The sequence below is a fragment of the Anaerostipes faecis genome (assembly GCF_910574135.1).
Taxonomy (GTDB): domain Bacteria; phylum Bacillota; class Clostridia; order Lachnospirales; family Lachnospiraceae; genus Anaerostipes; species Anaerostipes hominis.
On record NZ_CAJSYK010000026.1, the window covers coordinates 1 to 17484 of the forward strand.

17 protein-coding genes, 1 tRNA gene, 2 pseudogenes and 1 other annotated feature are annotated in these 17484 nt (G+C 44.6%); of the genes and pseudogenes, 12 read left to right on the forward strand and 8 right to left on the reverse strand.

Translation table 11 applies throughout. The features are described 5' to 3' along the window. Positions 1-230: 230 nt before the first annotated feature. From QGT46_RS13960 to QGT46_RS13995, 8 genes and pseudogenes are all read left to right on the forward strand, one after another. Positions 231-1718: pseudogene (locus tag QGT46_RS13960) on the forward strand (metal-transporting ATPase); the annotation flags it as partial. Between the two features lie 11 nt (positions 1719-1729). Further along, on the forward strand, positions 1730-1993 hold the full coding sequence (locus QGT46_RS13965; RefSeq protein WP_022279545.1) for a metal-sensing transcriptional repressor: 264 nt from the start codon (positions 1730-1732) through the stop codon (positions 1991-1993). A 56-nt stretch (positions 1994-2049) separates the two neighbouring features. Further along, positions 2050-2781 carry an ABC transporter ATP-binding protein gene (locus QGT46_RS13970; RefSeq protein WP_148458767.1) on the forward strand — a complete coding sequence of 244 codons (732 nt, stop codon included), beginning with the start codon at positions 2050-2052 and terminating at the stop codon, positions 2779-2781. Positions 2782-2787: 6 nt separating this feature from the next. Continuing rightward, positions 2788-3705 carry a SufB/SufD family protein gene (locus QGT46_RS13975; protein ID WP_148458766.1) on the forward strand — a complete coding sequence of 306 codons (918 nt, stop codon included), beginning with the start codon at positions 2788-2790 and terminating at the stop codon, positions 3703-3705. 181 nt (positions 3706-3886) lie between these two features. Further along, the gene (locus QGT46_RS13980; RefSeq protein ID WP_148458765.1) at positions 3887-5260 is read left to right on the forward strand and encodes an MATE family efflux transporter; all 1374 of its coding nucleotides are present in this window, start codon (positions 3887-3889) and stop codon (positions 5258-5260) included. 22 nt (positions 5261-5282) lie between these two features. Further along, on the forward strand, positions 5283-5408 hold the full coding sequence (locus tag QGT46_RS13985; RefSeq protein ID WP_301591336.1) for a FeoB-associated Cys-rich membrane protein: 126 nt from the start codon (positions 5283-5285) through the stop codon (positions 5406-5408). A 120-nt stretch (positions 5409-5528) separates the two neighbouring features. Next, the gene (locus QGT46_RS13990) at positions 5529-6575 is read left to right on the forward strand and encodes a helix-turn-helix domain-containing protein (RefSeq protein WP_148458821.1); all 1047 of its coding nucleotides are present in this window, start codon (positions 5529-5531) and stop codon (positions 6573-6575) included. 260 nt (positions 6576-6835) lie between these two features. Next, positions 6836-7570, forward strand: coding sequence for a tRNA lysidine(34) synthetase (locus tag QGT46_RS13995; RefSeq protein WP_148458764.1), 735 nt, complete (start codon positions 6836-6838; stop codon positions 7568-7570). 207 nt (positions 7571-7777) lie between these two features. Here the strand turns inward: QGT46_RS13995 and QGT46_RS17075 are convergent, their stop codons facing one another. Further along, positions 7778-8479, reverse strand: coding sequence for a GNAT family N-acetyltransferase (locus tag QGT46_RS17075; RefSeq protein WP_330607087.1), 702 nt, complete (start codon positions 8477-8479; stop codon positions 7778-7780). Positions 8480-8595: 116 nt separating this feature from the next. On the opposite strand from QGT46_RS17075, the gene QGT46_RS14010 reads away from it, so the two are divergent. From QGT46_RS14010 to QGT46_RS14020, 3 genes are all read left to right on the forward strand, one after another. Further along, entirely contained in the window at positions 8596-8850 is a 255-nt protein-coding gene (locus QGT46_RS14010) for a DUF3990 domain-containing protein (protein WP_301591306.1), read from the forward strand. 142 nt (positions 8851-8992) lie between these two features. Continuing rightward, positions 8993-9067, forward strand: a tRNA-Pro gene (locus QGT46_RS14015). A 111-nt stretch (positions 9068-9178) separates the two neighbouring features. Beyond that, positions 9179-9589, forward strand: coding sequence for a C-GCAxxG-C-C family protein (locus QGT46_RS14020; RefSeq protein ID WP_301591308.1), 411 nt, complete (start codon positions 9179-9181; stop codon positions 9587-9589). Between the two features lie 88 nt (positions 9590-9677). On the opposite strand, the gene thrS is transcribed toward QGT46_RS14020, so the two are convergent. Both thrS and QGT46_RS14030 read right to left on the reverse strand, forming a co-directional pair. Next, complete coding sequence (gene thrS / locus QGT46_RS14025; RefSeq protein ID WP_148458762.1) at positions 9678-11612, reverse strand: threonine--tRNA ligase; 1935 nt, start codon at positions 11610-11612, stop codon at positions 9678-9680. Positions 11613-11816: 204 nt separating this feature from the next. Then, positions 11817-12025 (reverse strand) — a binding site (T-box leader). Positions 12026-12111: 86 nt separating this feature from the next. Continuing rightward, positions 12112-12555, reverse strand: a complete 444-nt coding sequence (locus QGT46_RS14030) for a putative ABC transporter permease (protein WP_301591311.1) — start codon at positions 12553-12555, stop codon at positions 12112-12114. Between QGT46_RS14030 and QGT46_RS17080 the strand changes: the two genes are divergently transcribed. Next, positions 12543-12707: a hypothetical protein gene (locus QGT46_RS17080; protein WP_330655893.1), complete on the forward strand. Its 165-nt coding sequence runs from the start codon at positions 12543-12545 to the stop codon at positions 12705-12707. The genes QGT46_RS14030 and QGT46_RS17080 overlap by 13 nt on opposite strands. Here QGT46_RS17080 and QGT46_RS17375 read toward each other — a convergent pair. The 5 genes and pseudogenes from QGT46_RS17375 to QGT46_RS14055 all read right to left on the reverse strand — a co-directional run. Beyond that, a pseudogene (locus QGT46_RS17375) lies at positions 12626-13006 on the reverse strand (hypothetical protein); the annotation flags it as partial. The gene QGT46_RS17080 and the pseudogene QGT46_RS17375 overlap by 82 nt on opposite strands. Positions 13007-13167: 161 nt before the next feature. After that, positions 13168-13515: a hypothetical protein gene (locus QGT46_RS14040; RefSeq protein WP_148458761.1), complete on the reverse strand. Its 348-nt coding sequence runs from the start codon at positions 13513-13515 to the stop codon at positions 13168-13170. 4 nt (positions 13516-13519) lie between these two features. Continuing rightward, a complete protein-coding gene (locus QGT46_RS14045) occupies positions 13520-15235 on the reverse strand; it encodes a B12-binding domain-containing radical SAM protein (RefSeq protein ID WP_148458760.1) in 1716 nt (571 codons plus the stop codon). A 14-nt stretch (positions 15236-15249) separates the two neighbouring features. Next, positions 15250-15609, reverse strand: a complete 360-nt coding sequence (locus QGT46_RS14050) for a YccF domain-containing protein (RefSeq protein WP_148458759.1) — start codon at positions 15607-15609, stop codon at positions 15250-15252. An 11-nt stretch (positions 15610-15620) separates the two neighbouring features. After that, positions 15621-17477, reverse strand: a complete 1857-nt coding sequence (locus QGT46_RS14055) for an ATP-dependent nuclease (RefSeq protein WP_148458758.1) — start codon at positions 17475-17477, stop codon at positions 15621-15623. Positions 17478-17484 lie beyond the last annotated feature (7 nt).

Sequence of the window (17484 nt, forward strand, 5' to 3'; positions counted from 1 at the left end):
AATACTCAAAACATCAAGCTCACCTTCTGTTGATTGTTCTAAATTTAATATTCTCAAACCAATTCGTGTTAAATTTTCAAGGTACAAACAAAATCAGATATTTATTAATGTGTCTTTTGACACCCTAATCCTATGAAATAAAAAACACCGGCTACCAGGAAACGGCAGCCGGTGTCCAGCTTTTCATCACACCTTGACAGTTACATCCGGCTCGATTTTCTTGATCAGTGCAAGTCAGCGGTGTGTTTGTACCAGTGGTAATCAGCATTGCATTGATTGCCGTTGTCGTATGGCTGTTGTTGGGTTACGGGTTTGAATTTGCCCTCTCCATTGGTATTTCCATCTTAGTGATTTCCTGCCCCTGTGCGTTGGGGCTTGCCACACCTACCGCAATCATGGTCGGAACCGGAAAGGGTGCAACAAACGGCATCCTGATTAAGTCTGCTGAAGCTCTTGAAACAGCACATGGTATTGATACGGTAGTTCTTGACAAGACCGGAACGATCACACAGGGAACTCCGGTAGTCACAAACTTATTATGTGGAGACGGTGTAGGTCAGAAGGAACTGCTGCAGATAGCGGCTTCCCTGGAAAAACTGTCCGAACATCCATTGGCAGACGCAATTGTGGCAGAAGCAGAAAAAGAAAGGATTTCTTTCCTTCAGGTAAGTGATTTTAAACAGATTCCCGGCCAGGGTATTGTAGGAAAGATCGGAAACGATATCTGCTATGCCGGAAACCGGAGGTTACTCCAGGCAAATGGCATTTCGGGCGGAGCACTCCTGCAGCTTGGGGAATCTATGGCAGTTGACGGTAAAACACCGCTGTTCTTTGCCCGTGGCGGGCAACTCATTGGTGTGATTGCCGTAGCTGATGTGGTAAAGCCTACCAGCCGTCAGGCAGTACAGGAATTGTCTGCGATGGGCATTGAAGTGGTCATGCTGACCGGAGATAATGCGAAAACAGCAGAAGCGATCCGGCGTCAGGTTGGCGTGGACCGTGTAGTAGCCGAGGTATTTCCGCAGGATAAGGAAAAGGAAATCCGGCGTTTGCAGGATAGCGGTAAAAAAGTGGCGATGGTAGGCGATGGAATCAACGATGCCCCGGCGCTTGCCAGGGCAGATGTAGGCATTGCCATCGGAGCCGGAACGGATGTGGCGATTGAGTCAGCGGACATTGTTCTGATGAAAAGTGACCTGCTGGATGTGTCAACGGCGATCCAGCTCAGTAAGGCAGTCATCCGTAATATTAAGCAAAACCTGTTCTGGGCGTTTATTTATAATATCATCGGTATTCCAGTGGCGGCAGGGCTGTTCTATCTGCCGTTTGATTTGAAACTGAATCCAATGATCGGGGCATTTGCCATGAGTTTCAGTTCCGTGTTTGTAGTATCAAATGCGCTGAGGCTTAGATGGTTTAAAGCAAAACACGCATCCCATGCGGAACCAAATGAGGACCGCGTGTATGAACGGACAACAATAAAAAGTGAAAGCAAAGGAGCGATCCAAATGGAAAAAGTATTGAATATTGAAGGTATGGTTTGTATGAACTGTGTAAAGCACGTAGATAAGGCATTGCGGGAAATCCATGGCATCAAAGATGTGGCAGTTCATCTGGAGAGCAAGTCCGCCCAGGTACAGATGAGCCAGGATGTACCGGATGATGTACTGAAAGCCGCTGTTGAAGATGCGGGTTATCAGGTTGTAAGCATTCAGTGAGCGGGCTGCCTATGAAAGCAAAAAAGAGCGACATTACCCATAAACTGAAGATTGCCAGAGGGCAGATTGACGGTATCCTGCAGATGATTGAATCTGATCGGTATTGTGTGGATATATCCAATCAGCTCCAGGCAACACAGGCTTTACTGCGAAGTGCCAATCAACAGATTTTACAGGCTCATATCAGAAACTGTGTCAGGGAGGCCCTGCAGACGGATGTTGAAAATCCAAAGCTGGAGGAAGCGCTTCAGCTTTTGGAGAAAATGAATCAATGATTTTCAGGGCGGTGCAATTCACAATTAGGCTGTGTCGCCCTTTCTATGGAGGAAATATGCTGGAACTGAAAAATATCTCTTTTGAGGTTTCCGGGGATTCCGGTTCAAAAGAGATTTTACAACAAATCAATTTATTACTGTCAGACGACTGCTTTATTGCGGTAACCGGCCCTAATGGTGGCGGAAAGTCCACCCTGGCAAAGATGATTGCCGGAATCGAACAGCCTACATCCGGACAAATTTTGTTAAATGGTGAGGACATCACACATATGGAAATTACGGAGAGGGCGCAGAAAGGGATCAGCTTTGCTTTTCAGCAGCCGGTCCGCTTCAAAGGTATTACCGTGCTTGATCTGATACGAATATCGGTCGGCCACGATTTGACCGTTTCGCAAGCGTGTGAGTACCTCTCCGAAGTTGGCCTGTGTGCCAGGGATTATATCCACCGGGAGGTAAATGGCAGCTTGTCAGGAGGCGAGCTGAAGCGGATCGAAATTGCAACCAGTCTGGCAAGGTCAGCCACGTTGTCTATTTTTGATGAACCGGAGGCAGGGATTGACCTGTGGAGTTTTCAAAATCTGGTACAAGTTTTTGAGAATATGAAATGTAAGCTGCACGGCTCTATTCTGATCATCTCCCATCAGGAGCGCATTTTGAGCATTGCCGATGTGGTTCTGGTAGTAGTCGATGGCCGGATCGTGCGCCAGGGAGAACGTGACGAGGTGCTGCCGGAACTTTTAAACAGCTCTGATGTGGGTGGCTGCCGATTCTATCAGGAAAGGAAGTGATAAGAAATGGATCTGATACAAAAGAAGTTGTTGGAGGCTGTGTCTGGTCTGCATGAAATTCCGACGGGGGCTTTCAATATCCGTTCTAATGGAAAGAGTGTGGAGCGTAGAACTACGGAACACATTGATATCTTATCTAAAGAAGATGGTTCGGGTATTGATATTAGAGTAAAGCCGGAAGTCAGGGGCGAAAGCGTACATATACCAGTCATCATCAGCCAGTCGGGACTATCCGAAGCCGTATATAATAGCTTTTACATTGGAGAGAATGCCGATGTGACGATTATAGCGGGCTGTGGAATCCATAACGGAGGCACAAAAGCCAGTCAGCATGATGGCATTCACAGGTTCTTTCTTGCTCCAGGTGCAAGAGTGAGATATATTGAGAAACATTATGGCAGCGGAGACGGTATGGGGAAACGGATCATGAATCCTCAGACTATCGTGCATATTGCAGAAAACGGATACATGGAAATGGAAACGGTGCAGATTAAGGGAGTGGACTCAACGGAGAGGCTTACCACTGCCGATCTTGATGCCGGAGCAACGCTTGTGGTCACGGAACGGTTACTGACACACGGCTGCCAGAGCGCAAAAAGTACCTTTGAAGTAGCCCTAAACGGGGAGGGGGCAGGAACCCATATCATTTCCCGTTCCGTAGCAAAGGAACATTCAAAACAGCTTTTCATATCCCGTGTCAATGGCAATGCCCCGTGCAGCGGTCATACGGAGTGCGATGCTATCATTATGGATGAGGCCAGTGTCCGGGCAGTGCCGGAGATTGCTGCAAACTGTACAGATGCGGCATTGATCCATGAAGCTGCGATTGGTAAGATTGCCGGGGAGCAGATTGTAAAACTGATGTCCCTCGGACTGACAGAACAGCAGGCAGAAGAACAGATTATTAGCGGTTTCCTGAAATAAGTAATAATCAGCGGAGGGATGAGCCACCGTTGTCTGTGGTTCCTTATACCGGGTAGGAAAAATTATTACCGTATGGAGCGCAACTTCTGCTTGATGGAGCGTACAAGGAAACCCTGATTTTATATACTTAATATGGTTGGTTAGATATTGCTAATAAACATGGACCAGGAGGAATAGAGTGATGAAACAAGCACTTGATACAAGAACAAAACTTTTATCGAAAAGTCCCTGGCCGCTTATGATAGAACTCAGTATTCCTGCGGTTCTCGGTATGGTGGTCGTTGGACTATATAACATGATGGATTCCATCTTTGTAGGTCAGATGGTAGGAGCAGCCCAGATGGGAGCAGTATCTGTCTCTTATCCATTCACACTGATTAGTGCGGGTTCTGCCGCTATGTTAGGTGTAGGTTCCGCATCGGTATTTTCCCGTGCGATAGGAAAGAAGGATGAGGGAACCATGAAAAAGATTATGGGAAACCTGGTTGCAATGGTTCTCTTACTGTCCGTCATTTATACAGTAGTGGGTATGGTGTTTACCCGCCAGCTTTTGACTCTGGCCGGAGCCAGTGACAACATTTTAAATTACGCAGAGAAGTATCTGCGTATCGTATTTGCCGGATCACTGTTCGTAAACTTCTTCCAGAGTGCGAACATGGTCATCCGTGGAGAAGGACAGCTGAAAAAGGCGATGAGTATTATTGCCGGCGGAGCCATTTTGAACATGATCCTTGATCCGATCTTTATCACGATTTTGAAACCTTATGGCATGGGAATAGAAGCGGCAGCTTATGCGACCATTTTGTCACAGTTTATTCAGGCCGCCGTTACCCTCTGGTATTTCAAAAAGAAAAGTCCAAACGTAAAAATCGGGCGCATTCGTATTGATGGAGGGCTGCTTCCACAGGTTCTTTCTGTTGGCGTATCCGCACTTTTGATGCAGATTCTGACTCTGGTACAGCAGACGGTGATTTATCGTGTGGCATCCAATTACGGCGGGGAGACTTCCCAGATTCTTTTGGGTGCGGCACTGCGGTTCTGGAACTTTTCCTTTGTACCACTGTGGGGTATCAGCCAGGGCTTCCAGCCTGCCGCTGGCACGAACTATGGAGCAAAAGAATATGACCGGGTAAAAACATTGACGAAAGTATTCGTGATCGCAGCTACGGTATTGTCTCTGGTATTTTATATCCCGGTGGAGCTGTTCCCGGATAAGGTACTTTCGATGTTCATTACAACGCCGGGTATAACAGCTTCTGGTGCGACTAATTTCCGAATTATGTTCAGTACCTATATCCTGCAGGCAAGTTTCCTGATTGCTGTGACGCTGTTCCAGTCTTTGGGAAAAGCAAACAAAGCGACCTGGCTGGTACTGTTCCGTCAGATCATTCTGTTTATTCCGCTCTGCGTGATCCTGCCGATGGTTGGCGGCATGGGTATCTTAGGCGTATGGCTGGCGATTGCCCTGACGGATGCAATCCTTGTAGTGATTACGATCAGCATGATGCTTTCTGAGTTTCGTAGGATGCCGGCTACAGCGAAAGCAAAGCGGTAAGGGCTGAATTGTTACCGGAATCATTGTTTTAGGCGTGGCAGGTTATGCGATATGGGCTGTTCAGAAAATCTACAGAGACCGCAAGAACGGTTCCTGCTGTAGCGGCAGCTGCTCCGGTTGTGTAGGGAAAGAATATTGCAGTAAATAATTGACCTCGGGCTGATACTTTTTTAGAGAGCGTCAGCCCGCTTTCTCTGTTTGCACTATTGGAAGGGTTATAATATAATGCTAAATGGATTGTAAATCATTCTGATTGGAGCGGTACGAAATAAGAATAATTTATATAATAAGAGATGCCAGAGAAATTCTGGCAGAGCAAACAAAGAATAGTGGAATTGTAGAAAGGGATGTTATGAGCGAAAACCCTATTACAAACGCAAAAGGGTTATCCGCGGTTATTCCAAAAGATAATGATGGATATTGTACGGTTTATAAGATGGACTGTACAGATGGCCTGGGGCTGATGACAGTTTATCAGGTTTATCCTGGCATACAGCTCATTTATAATGACTTTGAAGCTGCAAGCTGTGACTGGAAGGAAAATCTGGATAAGGATATATTAGAGATCAATCACTGTCGTGAGGGGCGGGAAGGAAGTACACTTTTAAGTGGTTCCTGCCTGTATCTTGGTGAAGGGGATCTTTCGATTCATACAATGGATAACTGTTCCCCGGAGATGAGCTTTCCCTTAAAGCATTATCGTGGAATCTCTGTGGTAATTGACCTGAAATTTGTAGCAGAACATCCACCGGAAATCCTTTCTGAGAGCGGTATTGACATTTTAGATTTTAAGGAAAAATTCTGTGCGGATGGGAATTGTTTTGTTATGCGGGCAAAGGATGAAATTGAACATATCTTTTCGGAACTTTATTCTGTACCGGACTGCCTGCAGAAACCCTATTTTAAGATAAAGGTCCAGGAACTTCTCTTATTCCTGTGTATGGTAGACGTATCGAAAGAAAAGCAGCGGGAGCAGTATACTTCCCCGCAGGTAGAAGTTGTGAGAGTAATTCATAAGAAGTTAATCTCCAATCTGCAGGTGCGTCCTACGATTGAGGAGCTTTCTAAAGAGTATCTCATCAATACAGCAACATTAAAAGATACGTTTAGAGGAATTTACGGACAACCGATTGGTGCGTATATGAAAGAGTATCGGATGAAACAGGCTGCTGTTCTTCTACGACAAACACAGTACACCATAGCAGAGGTTGCAAATCGGGTGGGATACGAAAACCAGAGTAAGTTTGCGACTGCTTTTAGGGATATTTTGAAAATGGCACCAGCCGAATATCGAAAGCAGAACAGCAGTATCTGATTTGTTTGAAAAGTGAACCGTAAATTCAGATCGTGGATACCTTGTATTGAGAGGCAGGACACAAAAATGGTATGAGGCTATGGAATATGGAGATGTCCTGGAGTAACGTGAGAAATTACTCCGGGGCATTATTCTGTTCATCTGACAGCGTACTCCATTTTGAAAAGTGCTTTTCGTTTACCACGGCGACAGTAGCGCTTCGGAATTTAATATGTTATACTAAAAATCGAAAATTTATGAATAAACTGAGGAAAACGATTATGAAGTTACAGCAAGTATTAAGCTACGTCCGCAGAGCCGTGGACGATTATCAAATGATACAGGAAGGGGACAAAATTGCGGTCGGCATTTCCGGCGGCAAGGACAGTCTGACCATGCTCTATGCCCTTGCACATTTACGCATTTTTTACCCAAACAAGTTTGAAATCCACGGAATCACTGTGGATCTTGGATTCGGAAACTTTGACATATCTCAAGTAGAAAAACTGTGTGAAGAACTGAAAGTTCCATATACGGTTGTAAAAACCGAAATCGCAGATGTAGTTTTTGAGCGTAGGAAGGAAACCAATCCGTGTTCTCTTTGTGCCAAGATGAGAAAGGGTGCACTGAACGAAAAGATAAAAGAACTGGGATGCAATAAAGTAGCTTATGCCCACCACAAGGATGATCTGGTGGAGACCTTTTTGATGTCTATGCTCTTTGAAGGACGGCTTCACTGTTTTTCACCGGTGACGTATCTGGACCGTATGGAGCTTAAAGTAATTCGGCCTTTGATGTACATGGATGAAGCAGATGTAATCGGATTTAAGAATAAGATGAATCTTCCGGTGGAAAAGAGTCCCTGTCCGATGGACGGCTACACAAAGAGGCAGTATGCAAAAGAGACTTTAAAAAAGCTAGATGAAGACCATCCGGGATCTAAAGATCATATGTTTCGGGCTATGATTCATGGAAATCTTGAAGGATGGCCTGAAAGACAGGAACGAAAAAGATAACATGAGTTTTTACCACTATTGTATATTGTAGGAGCGCATTCTAAAGCGCGACGGAAATAGTGGTAAAAAACTATCGTTAGATGGCTCCTTTGGTTCAATATTTATGAAAGCAGAAGGTGCAAAAACCATCAGAAGAGAAAAATTGCGATCTCTATATCTATACGCAAAATACTAATTTAAATTATAGATGGAGAGGAATCCTGCAGATCATTGTACTGTCAGGATCATTTTCTGGCACGGATAATCAAACACGGTGAGTAATTCATCATCTTTGAATCCGCATTTATGATAACATTTTCTTGCAGGGATTCCCTTGGGATCACCGGATGCAAATGTCACCACCTGGATCTGATCGCCTGTTCTGAAGTTAGATTTCATTTTCTCGATCATGGATCTTGCCGTTCCTTTTTGTCTGGCTTCAGGATGTACCGCAAGGAACTCAAGCTCACAGTCTGCCTTTGAATAAAGCAATAAACCAATGATATTCCCGGCTTCGTTCATGGCCGATATGGCCTCTCTGTGTTTGATACAGGTCTCCAGAGCTTTTTTAAATCCTTCTTTTTCATATCCTGCAAAGTCTTCTTTGACGATTTCTACAAATTCAATGCATGTGTTTATATCGTTGTATTCTACAAGTTTAATTTCCATTGGGTCCTCTCTTTCCTGGTCTTTCCAATTCCACCATTTTAGTTTTTCCGGTTCATGTACATCTGTGGAGGCATAATATACCGCACAGCGATATACATAAAGCTGACATCGGTCGATATGGCAGCCTTTCATCAGGCATTCCCTTTCATACAATTCTTCCGGGTCTGCCCCTTTTAATGACTGTATGGTAGTATATCCGAGCATTTGAAGATCCTCTTCTGTTTTCTTTCCCACGCCGGGGATATTTCTCAATTCACCCATATTTCCTCCTGTAATGATTCTGTCCTATGTTCTTTTTTCATTTTAACACACAGCTGGATCTTCTGCATTCTTATGATTCTATTTTGACATAATATAGAACTTGATATATTATTAATGTGCAGTTTATAAAAATTATTATTGAGGTTTTAGTCAAGTATTATAAAATCAAGGAGGTTCCTTACTTATGGGAAAAATCAGTGTATCACGGCAGCTATACTTCTGTGCCTCACCCTGAATTTAGAAAAGGAAGAAATACAAAAGATTTTGGAACTGGATTTTACTGTACTGTAATACGGGAACAGGCAGAACGATGGGCAAAAAGATATGACCAGCCTATTTTAAATGCTTTTTTAGATGAAAAAATAGAATGAGTCTAAATATATAAAATCCTAGAGAAATATAATGTCTCCGTGATTTTATAAATTGTATAATCAATCGTATTTATTAGAAAGAATTTGAGTATATTCAAAAAACACTTGCACTCTTCGACGGAATTCGATAAAATACTTCTGACGGGGTATGGCTCAGTTTGGTTAGAGCGCACGGCTGGGGGCCGTGAGGTCGCAGGTTCGAATCCTGTTACCCCGATTTACCCGCATTGCATGCGGGTTTTCTTTTTTTAAGAGATGAAAAGCTCATCAATAAGAGAAACTCCTGATTGTTTTGATATTCCGATTTTGAATGAATGGGAGGTACAGATTGAATATAGAAGAGAACGTACATGAATTATATTGGAATAAGGATATAAACTGTGCAAGAACCACTTTAATTTGTTTGGGAAAAATTTTTGGCATAGAATATCATTTACAAACACTTCATTCTGCTATTGGTTTGCACGGTGCAGGAGGGTTTAGAGCACAATGCGGATTGGCAGAGGGAGGTTTGATGTTCCTAGGGATTTATTACGGCCATTTAGGTAAAAGCGATGATGAAATTGCTTCCATCTGTTATCACTATGCCGAAGCGTTTACGCGTAAATTCGGTTCCTTAACTTGTCGTGAATTGCGCCCTAATGGTTTTACAGAAAGCGATCCTCCACATATGTGTGAAAAACTTACTTGCACAGCGATTCATTTTACACATGATTTCATAAAATCATTCAATTCTTAATTGATGTTTTGATGTGCAATGAAGTAAAATAGCCAGTAATTAAAAAATATCCCGAATACGTTCATCGCCGTATTCGGGATATTTTCATTTATTTCTCTTCGTCTTCTTTTTCTACCTGGCGGATCTCTTTTGTCTCAATTTCCTTTTTGACCGCAGAAAGGAATTCATCTAAGGACATCTGCCCCTCATCTCCCTTAAATCGGCTTCTCACGGAAACGGCCTGGTTTTCTTCTTCTTTTCCTCCCACAACTAGCATATATGGGATCTTATGAAGCTGTGCCTCCCGGATCTTATAACCCATCTTTTCAGCCCTGGTGTCAATCTCAGCGCGGATGCCGGCTTCTTTTAACGCATCCAGCACCTTGTTTCCATAGTCTAAATGCTTGTCAGAGATCGGAATGACCTTCACCTGCACTGGTGCCAGCCAGGTTGGAAATGCTCCTGCGAAGTGTTCAATCAGGATACCGATAAACCGTTCGATGGAACCAAAAGCAACCCTGTGGATCATGATCGGGCGGTGCTTCTCTCCGTCTGCTCCAGTGTAATGGAGGTCAAACCGCAGAGGAAGCTGGAAGTCTAACTGAATGGTTCCGCACTGCCATGTTCTTCCGATGGAATCTTCCAGATGGAAATCAATCTTCGGTCCGTAGAATGCTCCATCCCCTTCATTGACTACATAGTCAAGTCCAAGATCGTCCAGTGCGCTCCTCAAAGAATCTGTAGCCATCTCCCAGTCTTCATCACTTCCCATGCTGTCTTCCGGCCGGGTGGACAATTCCACATGGTATTTGAATCCAAACAGGCTGTAAACCTGGTCGATCAGCGCTGCGACACCTTTGATCTCATCTTTGATCTGCTCAGGCATCATAAAAATATGGGCATCATCCTGTGTAAAACAGCGGACACGCATTAGTCCGTGAAGCTGTCCGGATTTTTCGTGGCGGTGTACCAATCCCAGTTCTCCCATGCGAAGCGGCAGGTCACGGTAAGAGCGTGGCTCTGACTGGTATACTAAAACGCCGCCTGGGCAGTTCATAGGTTTGATGGCAAAGTCTTCTTCATCGATGACCGTTGTATACATATTTTCCTGGTAGTGATCCCAGTGTCCGGATGTCTCCCACAGGTGCCTGCTCAGCATGATCGGGCTGGAGATCTCTACATATCCTGCTTTGTTATGGATTTCTCTCCAGTAGTCCAGCAAAGTATTCTTAAGCACCATACCATTCGGTAAAAAGAATGGGAATCCCGGCCCTTCATCTCTCATCATAAAGAGACCGAGTTCTTTTCCAAGCTTTCTGTGGTCACGTTTTTTCGCTTCTTCCATCATGGTCAGGTAATCTTTCAGATCCGCTTTTTTTGCAAATGCTGTTCCATAGATACGGGTGAGCATCTGATTCTTTTCATTGCCGCGCCAGTATGCTCCGGCGATGCTTGTGAGCTTAAACGCTTTCAAAGGCTTTGTTGTCATCAGATGAGGTCCTGCACACAGGTCAATGAATTCACCCTGCTGATAGAAACTGATAACGGAATCCTCAGGAAGATCCTCGATGAGCTCGACCTTGTACGGTTCCTTGCGTTCCTTCATAAATGCGATTGCTTCTTCTCTTGGTTTTGTAAAACAAGTGATCTCCAGATTTTCTTTTACAATCTTTTTCATTTCTGCTTCAATCTTCTCCAGATCATCTTGTGTAAATGGAGTATCCTTCTCCATGTCATAGTAAAATCCATTGTCGATAGACGGCCCGATGGCAAGCTTTGTCTCCGGGTACAGGCGTTTTACAGCCTGGGCTAGGATATGGGATGCGGTATGGCGGAAGGCATGTCTTCCCCCTTCTGAGTCAAAGGTAAGGATGCTCAGTTCGCAGTCATTCTCCACAACAGTCCTTAAATCCACGACTTCCCCGTTAATCTCTCCTGCACAAGCAACTCTTGCAAGTCCCTCGCTGATATCCTTTGCAATATCAATGACAGATATGCTCTGGCCGTACTCTTTAACAGATCCATCTTTTAATGTAATCTTCATAGTATTTTTCCTTTCTTGTATTGTAAGAACAAAGTGGGCAAGCCCGCTTCAACGCCCCAACCCCTCACTCTTTGAGGGACTTGTTTCGCTTTGCGCGCCGATGTGCGGCTGCAAAGCAGCCTTCCTTGGCACATCGTGCCCGGAGGGCTTTTTTATTCCATAGGAGAACTTTCCTATGGAATAAAAAAAGCCCCATGGAAAATTCCATGGGACGTTATTCACGCGGTTCCACCCTTGGTTGCCTGCTTCATATCGTAAAGCAGACCACTTCGTTGACGATAACGGTGTCGGCCGGGCTGGTTTGCAGCCGCTCGGAGGTGGTCTTCATCTGCTTTAGTACTTAAGATGCTCTCACCAAATGCATCTCTCTCTGGAAGACTTTCACAGACTACTCTTCTCTTCAACGCTTTTTTATTTCCCACATATTATAACACTGTTAATTTGTGAAATCAATCCTTTTTCATAGCAAAAAATTTAGATGCCAGAAACAAACTTATCTCTAATCGTTCTGAGTGATCCCCTTTCCTACATTGGGAGATCCCGCTGAGTAAACCTGGTCCGTCAGAAAAAGTCCCAGCAGCATAGAACAGACAAAAACCATGACTCTCGGCTGAAGTCTCTGTATCATATTGTCAAGAAACGGCGCCAGGACGTATACGATGGCCAGCCCTCCAATACCGAAAACAAGCAGACCTTCCGCGCAGATCCTTCCATGGATATTCAGAAAGTAGCCGCTGTAATCCCACCATCTCTGCCCGTGATGCATCATTTCCAGAAAAACGGAAGTAAAATATTCCACACAGCCGCAGACAGCTACGATACTGATAAATTCCAGGACCGGTTTTTGTCTCATTTTGTTTAACAGAGTCAGGATCAAGATTCCGTCGGCTCCGTAGATGGGAAGCCAGGGACCGTGAAGGATTCCCCCTGTTGGTAAAAACACCGCTGGCGATTAAATGCAGGCTCACTTCCCAAATCCAGCCCAGAAAGGACATTTCAAATAGAAAACACTGCCACTTATGTCCGTTCATCATCTCTCTGGACAGCCGGATTGCATCACAGGATTTGATTGACGGATTTTCTGCCACGATGTAAGGCACGAGGTAATAGGAATACTTTTTTATGATGCCCCCGATGACCGTAAAAGACCACAGAAACTGAAAAATAGAAACGGTAAGCATCGTCTTGGACGCGCGGAGCCATTTTTTTACCCGTAGCAGGAATAACACACGCTGGGCCGGAACTTTTCGGTAAATACGCCCTTCCAGAAACATCCTGCGGGAGATGACAGCGAAGGTATTTACAATGAGAATCCAAAAGGATAAAACAGCAGCTAGGCAGAGAACCAGTAAAATGGCTAGAGTAACATTTTGAGAGCCAAACAGGGAATTCATACCCGATGCCAATGTGACAAGGAGAGATCCTGAGGTGACGCCATTGAGTATCTGTGCAAAGACCCCTCTGCTCCGTCCGGAGGGCACTGAAAAAGTTCAAATTATATAAGATTTAATACAATATATAGAAATATACTTTTGCAGAGTATCTATATATTGTATTAAATCGAGTCAGAGATTGACTTTTTCAGTGCCCTCCTCCGTCCGAATGCGGGGTTCTGCTTTTTGGATGCATCGATGTGTTCTTTCTCAATCTTTTTGGAAAGCTTTCTGCCGGATTCGGTGTCCCCTGCCGCAATATCTTCTGCCACATCCACAACACCTTTTGAGGTGGCCACTGGCCCGGACACCGCTGCATGGGTGAACTGCGTTGAATATGTTTTGATGGATTTTATCGAGTCAGAAAACTTGGAACCAAGGAATGCGGAAACAAGACAGATGGCAAGAAATAGAGCGTAATGCCTTTTCACCGTCTGTCTGGCCTGTTTTTTCATTTCTTTTCTTGTCAAGATCTCATCTCCATATCCGGACCACATAAGCCTGGCGGTTTAAGGGGTCTCTTTTTTGATAGTCAAAGAGCAGGAGGGTCTCCTTCCGGCTCCCGGCTCCCGCAACATCAAACTGGAACTTTTCGATGTGGGACATCTTCCGCAGATTTTTATTGGCATAGGCAGACAGTTCCCGATCCTTTGGAAGTATATTGTCATAGAGATCATACAGCTCGTCTTTGTTTACCGTGTATTCCCCGGAAAAAGACGGCCTGTTTTTGATATTTTCTCTTAAATATAAGTCGTAGGTTAACAGTTCCCGGTAAAGCGGAAGACTCTCATTCCCTGCATACCGGCAGATAAATTCCTCCAGTATCTCATAGGAGGCGATCCGGGAATGATTCATCTTGTGATATCCCTTCTCCTCATAAAAATTCCCCAGATACTGATACATGTGAAAGGGCGAGGAGAACTCATGCTCCAAATATTCCATTGTGTTGGCAAACTGCCCGCTGTTATAATAGATCTCCACCATATTCTCTATGGATTTCAGAGTCATCATATCCTCATAGGGAAGCCATTTGGTATACAGAACCTCATAGGGAGGCGTATCCTTGTATACAAGGCCATATTCATGCTTTTTCTTTTCCATATGGGAGCCTTTGAGCACCTTTAAAAATCCCAGCTGAAGCTGTTCCGGCCTTACCTTGTAAACGTCATTAAATGACGAAGCAAAGCTTTGCAGATCCTCATATGGAAGCCCTGCGATCAGATCCAGATGCTGGTGGATGTTGTGCCCCTCATTGATCTTTTTGACGATTCCTGCCACCTTCTTAAAATCCATTGTACGGTGGATCTCACGGATGGTCTCAGGATTTGTGGATTGAACACCGATTTCTAACTGGATCAGGCCGGGACGCATATCCGAGATCAGCTGCAGTTCTTCTTCGTTCAGCAGATCGGCTGCCACTTCAAAATGAAAGTTCGTGACTCCATTGTCATGTTCCTTGAGATAACTCCATATAGCCATAGCATGTGTACGATTACAGTTAAAAGTCCGGTCTACAAACTTTACCTGGGGAACCTTGTGGTCAATAAAAAACTGGAGCTCTTTTTTCACCATGGAGAGATCCCTGAACCGCAGACATTTATCAATGGAGGAAAGACAGTAGCTGCAGGAAAACGGACAGCCGCGGCTGGATTCATAATATATGATCTTATGCTGAAAGTCTTCCATATGGTCATATACAAAAGGGACCTTGCTAAGGTCCATCACCGGCCTCCATGGATTGTCTGTGATCGTTTCTCCGCTCCTCCAGGTGATGCCGTCAATCTGTGAAAGATCATCTTTTTTGCCGTGATAATAGTCCATCAGTTCCAAAAAGGTCTCTTCCCCTTCTCCTTTGATTACTCCGGTGACCTGGGGAAAACGTTTCAGCACATCTTGGGCATCATAAGATACCTCCGGGCCGCCCAGCCAGACTGGCAGGGAGGGAAAAAGCTTTTTGATCTCCCGGAGGATGCTTCCAACGTATTCTATATTCCATATATAGCAGGAAAAGCAGAGTAGATCCGGCTTTTGTTTATATAGATCCATCAAGATATCGTCTGTCTGCTGGTTGATCGTATATTCCGCGATGGTAATCTCCTCCCGGTAGGGCTTTGCATAGGCCCGCAGGCAGTAGACAGCCAGATTGGAATGAATGTATTTTGCGTTGATTGCAGTAAGTATAACCTTCATCTTGTCTCCTGTATTTATATGATCTCTGCCCCAAATGGCATCAATGCTAATTTTGCTATCTTAAAGTGCTGAAGCCCAAACGGGATGCCGATGACAGTGATGCACAGAAAAGCCCCCATGATAGCAGAACCGGCAGCCATAGGAAGTCCTGTGACGATCATCCAGATGATATTTAACAGCATGGAGCCGGCACCTCCGCCGTAGCGGACCTCTTTGCCGAACGGCCAGAAGCTTAAGGATGCAAACTTAAAGCACTGGACACCCACCGGGATTCCCACAATGGTTATGCACCAGAGACATCCTGCAAGGCACCATCCCAGTCCGCTTACCAAACCTCCGCAGATAAACCATAATATATTTCCGAAACAGCCCATAATCTCTCCTCCTAATCTCTTGTCCTTTTGCTCTTAAAGTAAATGAAATCATCAATGGCAGCAAGGATATCCTGAAAATCTTTTCTTGGTGCCAATTCAATATATTGTCTCAGAAGTTCCCGTTCCTCTTTCTTATAGGGACCGTAAAAAATATCAAACAGGTTATGTCCCCGCAGATAAATCTTGATCTCCTCCATATGAGCTTTGACATCATCAGGGGATGTCAGCGTTCTTCCGAGCACCTCCATCAAATGCCTGCCGCTCTTAAGACGGTGTAGGTATTCCTGCCACTTCTGAAACAACGTTTCATAAAATTCTTCCTCTGTATTGATAAGGTTTAATTTTACCATAACTGCAGGATTCAGAAAATAGTTTTCAAAGGAATAGTATTTCAAGATCAGCACGTTTTTCCTGGTAACTTTAGGAAGAGGGTCCACATCGGATATGCTCCGCTCGTCGTAATACCTGCAGAGCTGTTTTCCCAGGACATCCGGATCTTTTCCGTCGCTGTCCCGGATCATTAAAAACTGGTCCTTCAGATAAATCTGGTTCATATATTTTAAGTTTGCATAGGTCTTGATGTTGGTGCAGCTGTTTGTGGTTATGATAGCGATTCGCTTTAGCCGTCCGTTTTCATCACAGACCTCGGAGTAATAATGCTCCAGCAAAAGAGGAAGGCGGCTTTTGTCCTGTTTTCCTTCCACGATAAAGACAAAATTCACATCCATCAGGTCCGCGGCGGTGTAGCCCAGATCATTGAGGATGACTCCCAGATCTGTTTTTTCCCGTACAACGGAATAGGCATCCTTATCGAGAAGGATCTGTCTGATCTGGCGGCTGTTAAAGTTAAAGATCAAGTTCGGCGCATGGGTGGTGAACATGACCTGATTCTTTTCGGAAAGCTTGTAAAGAAGGTCTCCCGCCGCCTTCTGGAGCTCCGGATGCAGGTAGATCTCAGGGACCTCCATCATGATGATACACGGGATTTTAGCGGATTCCTCCACATAGGCTTCCAGCAGCGACAAAATATAGATGCTCCTTATGCCCTTTCCCTGCTGTTCCACGGTCCTGGCTCCTTGGTGTTCTCTGCTGTAAATCATGGAACGGACCTTAAGCAGAGCATTCATGTCGTAGTTCATATAATAAAATACATCGCCTACTCCTCCATTTTTGTGGAAGCTTTTATTGACCTTTTCCACAAAACGGTCCAGATTCAGGTGATACAGCTTGTATTCAAATAACTTGGACGTCTCGAATGCGTTTAATTCCTCCGGCATTTTCTGATGGATCAGCCCGATGCACTGAAAGCAGTGGGTGCACTGCTTCTTCCTGTCAAACATGCAGCAATCGGAGCGCATCTGGGTCAGCAGTTTATCCTCCTGGCTGATGAACAGATCTTCCTGGATCTGGGAGATGTCCCGCTCCGTGTCCATGTAATAGATCTTTGGAAAAACTTTCGGGATATAGGGATTGTTTTTCTGGAATCCATCCTGATACAGGATCCTGCCATTTCTGTTGGCTATGAAAGAAAAGGTCAGGCTGCCATCCTGAAATGATGGGAGGCGTTCCCGGAAATTCTTCTCCCATATCTCATACCTCTTATAGTGGCTTACGATCCCTTCTGAGTGGAGAAGCTTTAAATCCTCCTGGGTGATGGAAAGGCTGATGCCGATCTCGATATTCTGTCCTGATGAGTGGAAATCATCTTCCGTGATCTCATACTGCCCTCCGGCTGCCCGCACGGCATCTAAGACAGAGCTTTTTCCCGCGTTATTTTTGCCCACCAGAATCAGAGCATTTTCGATATTGGTCAAATGCATGGTTTTAATAGATTTAAAGTTGTGAATAGAAAGGCTGGTGATCTGCATAAAGAAT

Excerpts from the sequence above, each read along its gene's own strand:
- QGT46_RS13970 (WP_148458767.1), top strand. The coding sequence starts at position 2,050 with ATGCTGGAACTGAAAAATATCTCTTTTGAGGTTTCCGGGGATTCCGGT.
- QGT46_RS17075 (WP_330607087.1), bottom strand. The coding sequence starts at position 8,479 with ATGGGTGAATTGAGAAATATCCCCGGCGTGGGAAAGAAAACAGAAGAG.
- thrS (WP_148458762.1), bottom strand. The coding sequence starts at position 11,612 with ATGAAGATTACATTAAAAGATGGATCTGTTAAAGAGTACGGCCAGAGC.
- QGT46_RS13965 (WP_022279545.1), top strand. The coding sequence starts at position 1,730 with ATGAAAGCAAAAAAGAGCGACATTACCCATAAACTGAAGATTGCCAGA.
- QGT46_RS14045 (WP_148458760.1), bottom strand. The coding sequence starts at position 15,235 with ATGAAGGTTATACTTACTGCAATCAACGCAAAATACATTCATTCCAAT.
- QGT46_RS13975 (WP_148458766.1), top strand. The coding sequence starts at position 2,788 with ATGGATCTGATACAAAAGAAGTTGTTGGAGGCTGTGTCTGGTCTGCAT.
- QGT46_RS13995 (WP_148458764.1), top strand. The coding sequence starts at position 6,836 with ATGAAGTTACAGCAAGTATTAAGCTACGTCCGCAGAGCCGTGGACGAT.
- QGT46_RS14050 (WP_148458759.1), bottom strand. The coding sequence starts at position 15,609 with ATGGGCTGTTTCGGAAATATATTATGGTTTATCTGCGGAGGTTTGGTA.
- QGT46_RS14055 (WP_148458758.1), bottom strand. The coding sequence starts at position 17,477 with ATGCAGATCACCAGCCTTTCTATTCACAACTTTAAATCTATTAAAACC.
- QGT46_RS13980 (WP_148458765.1), top strand. The coding sequence starts at position 3,887 with ATGAAACAAGCACTTGATACAAGAACAAAACTTTTATCGAAAAGTCCC.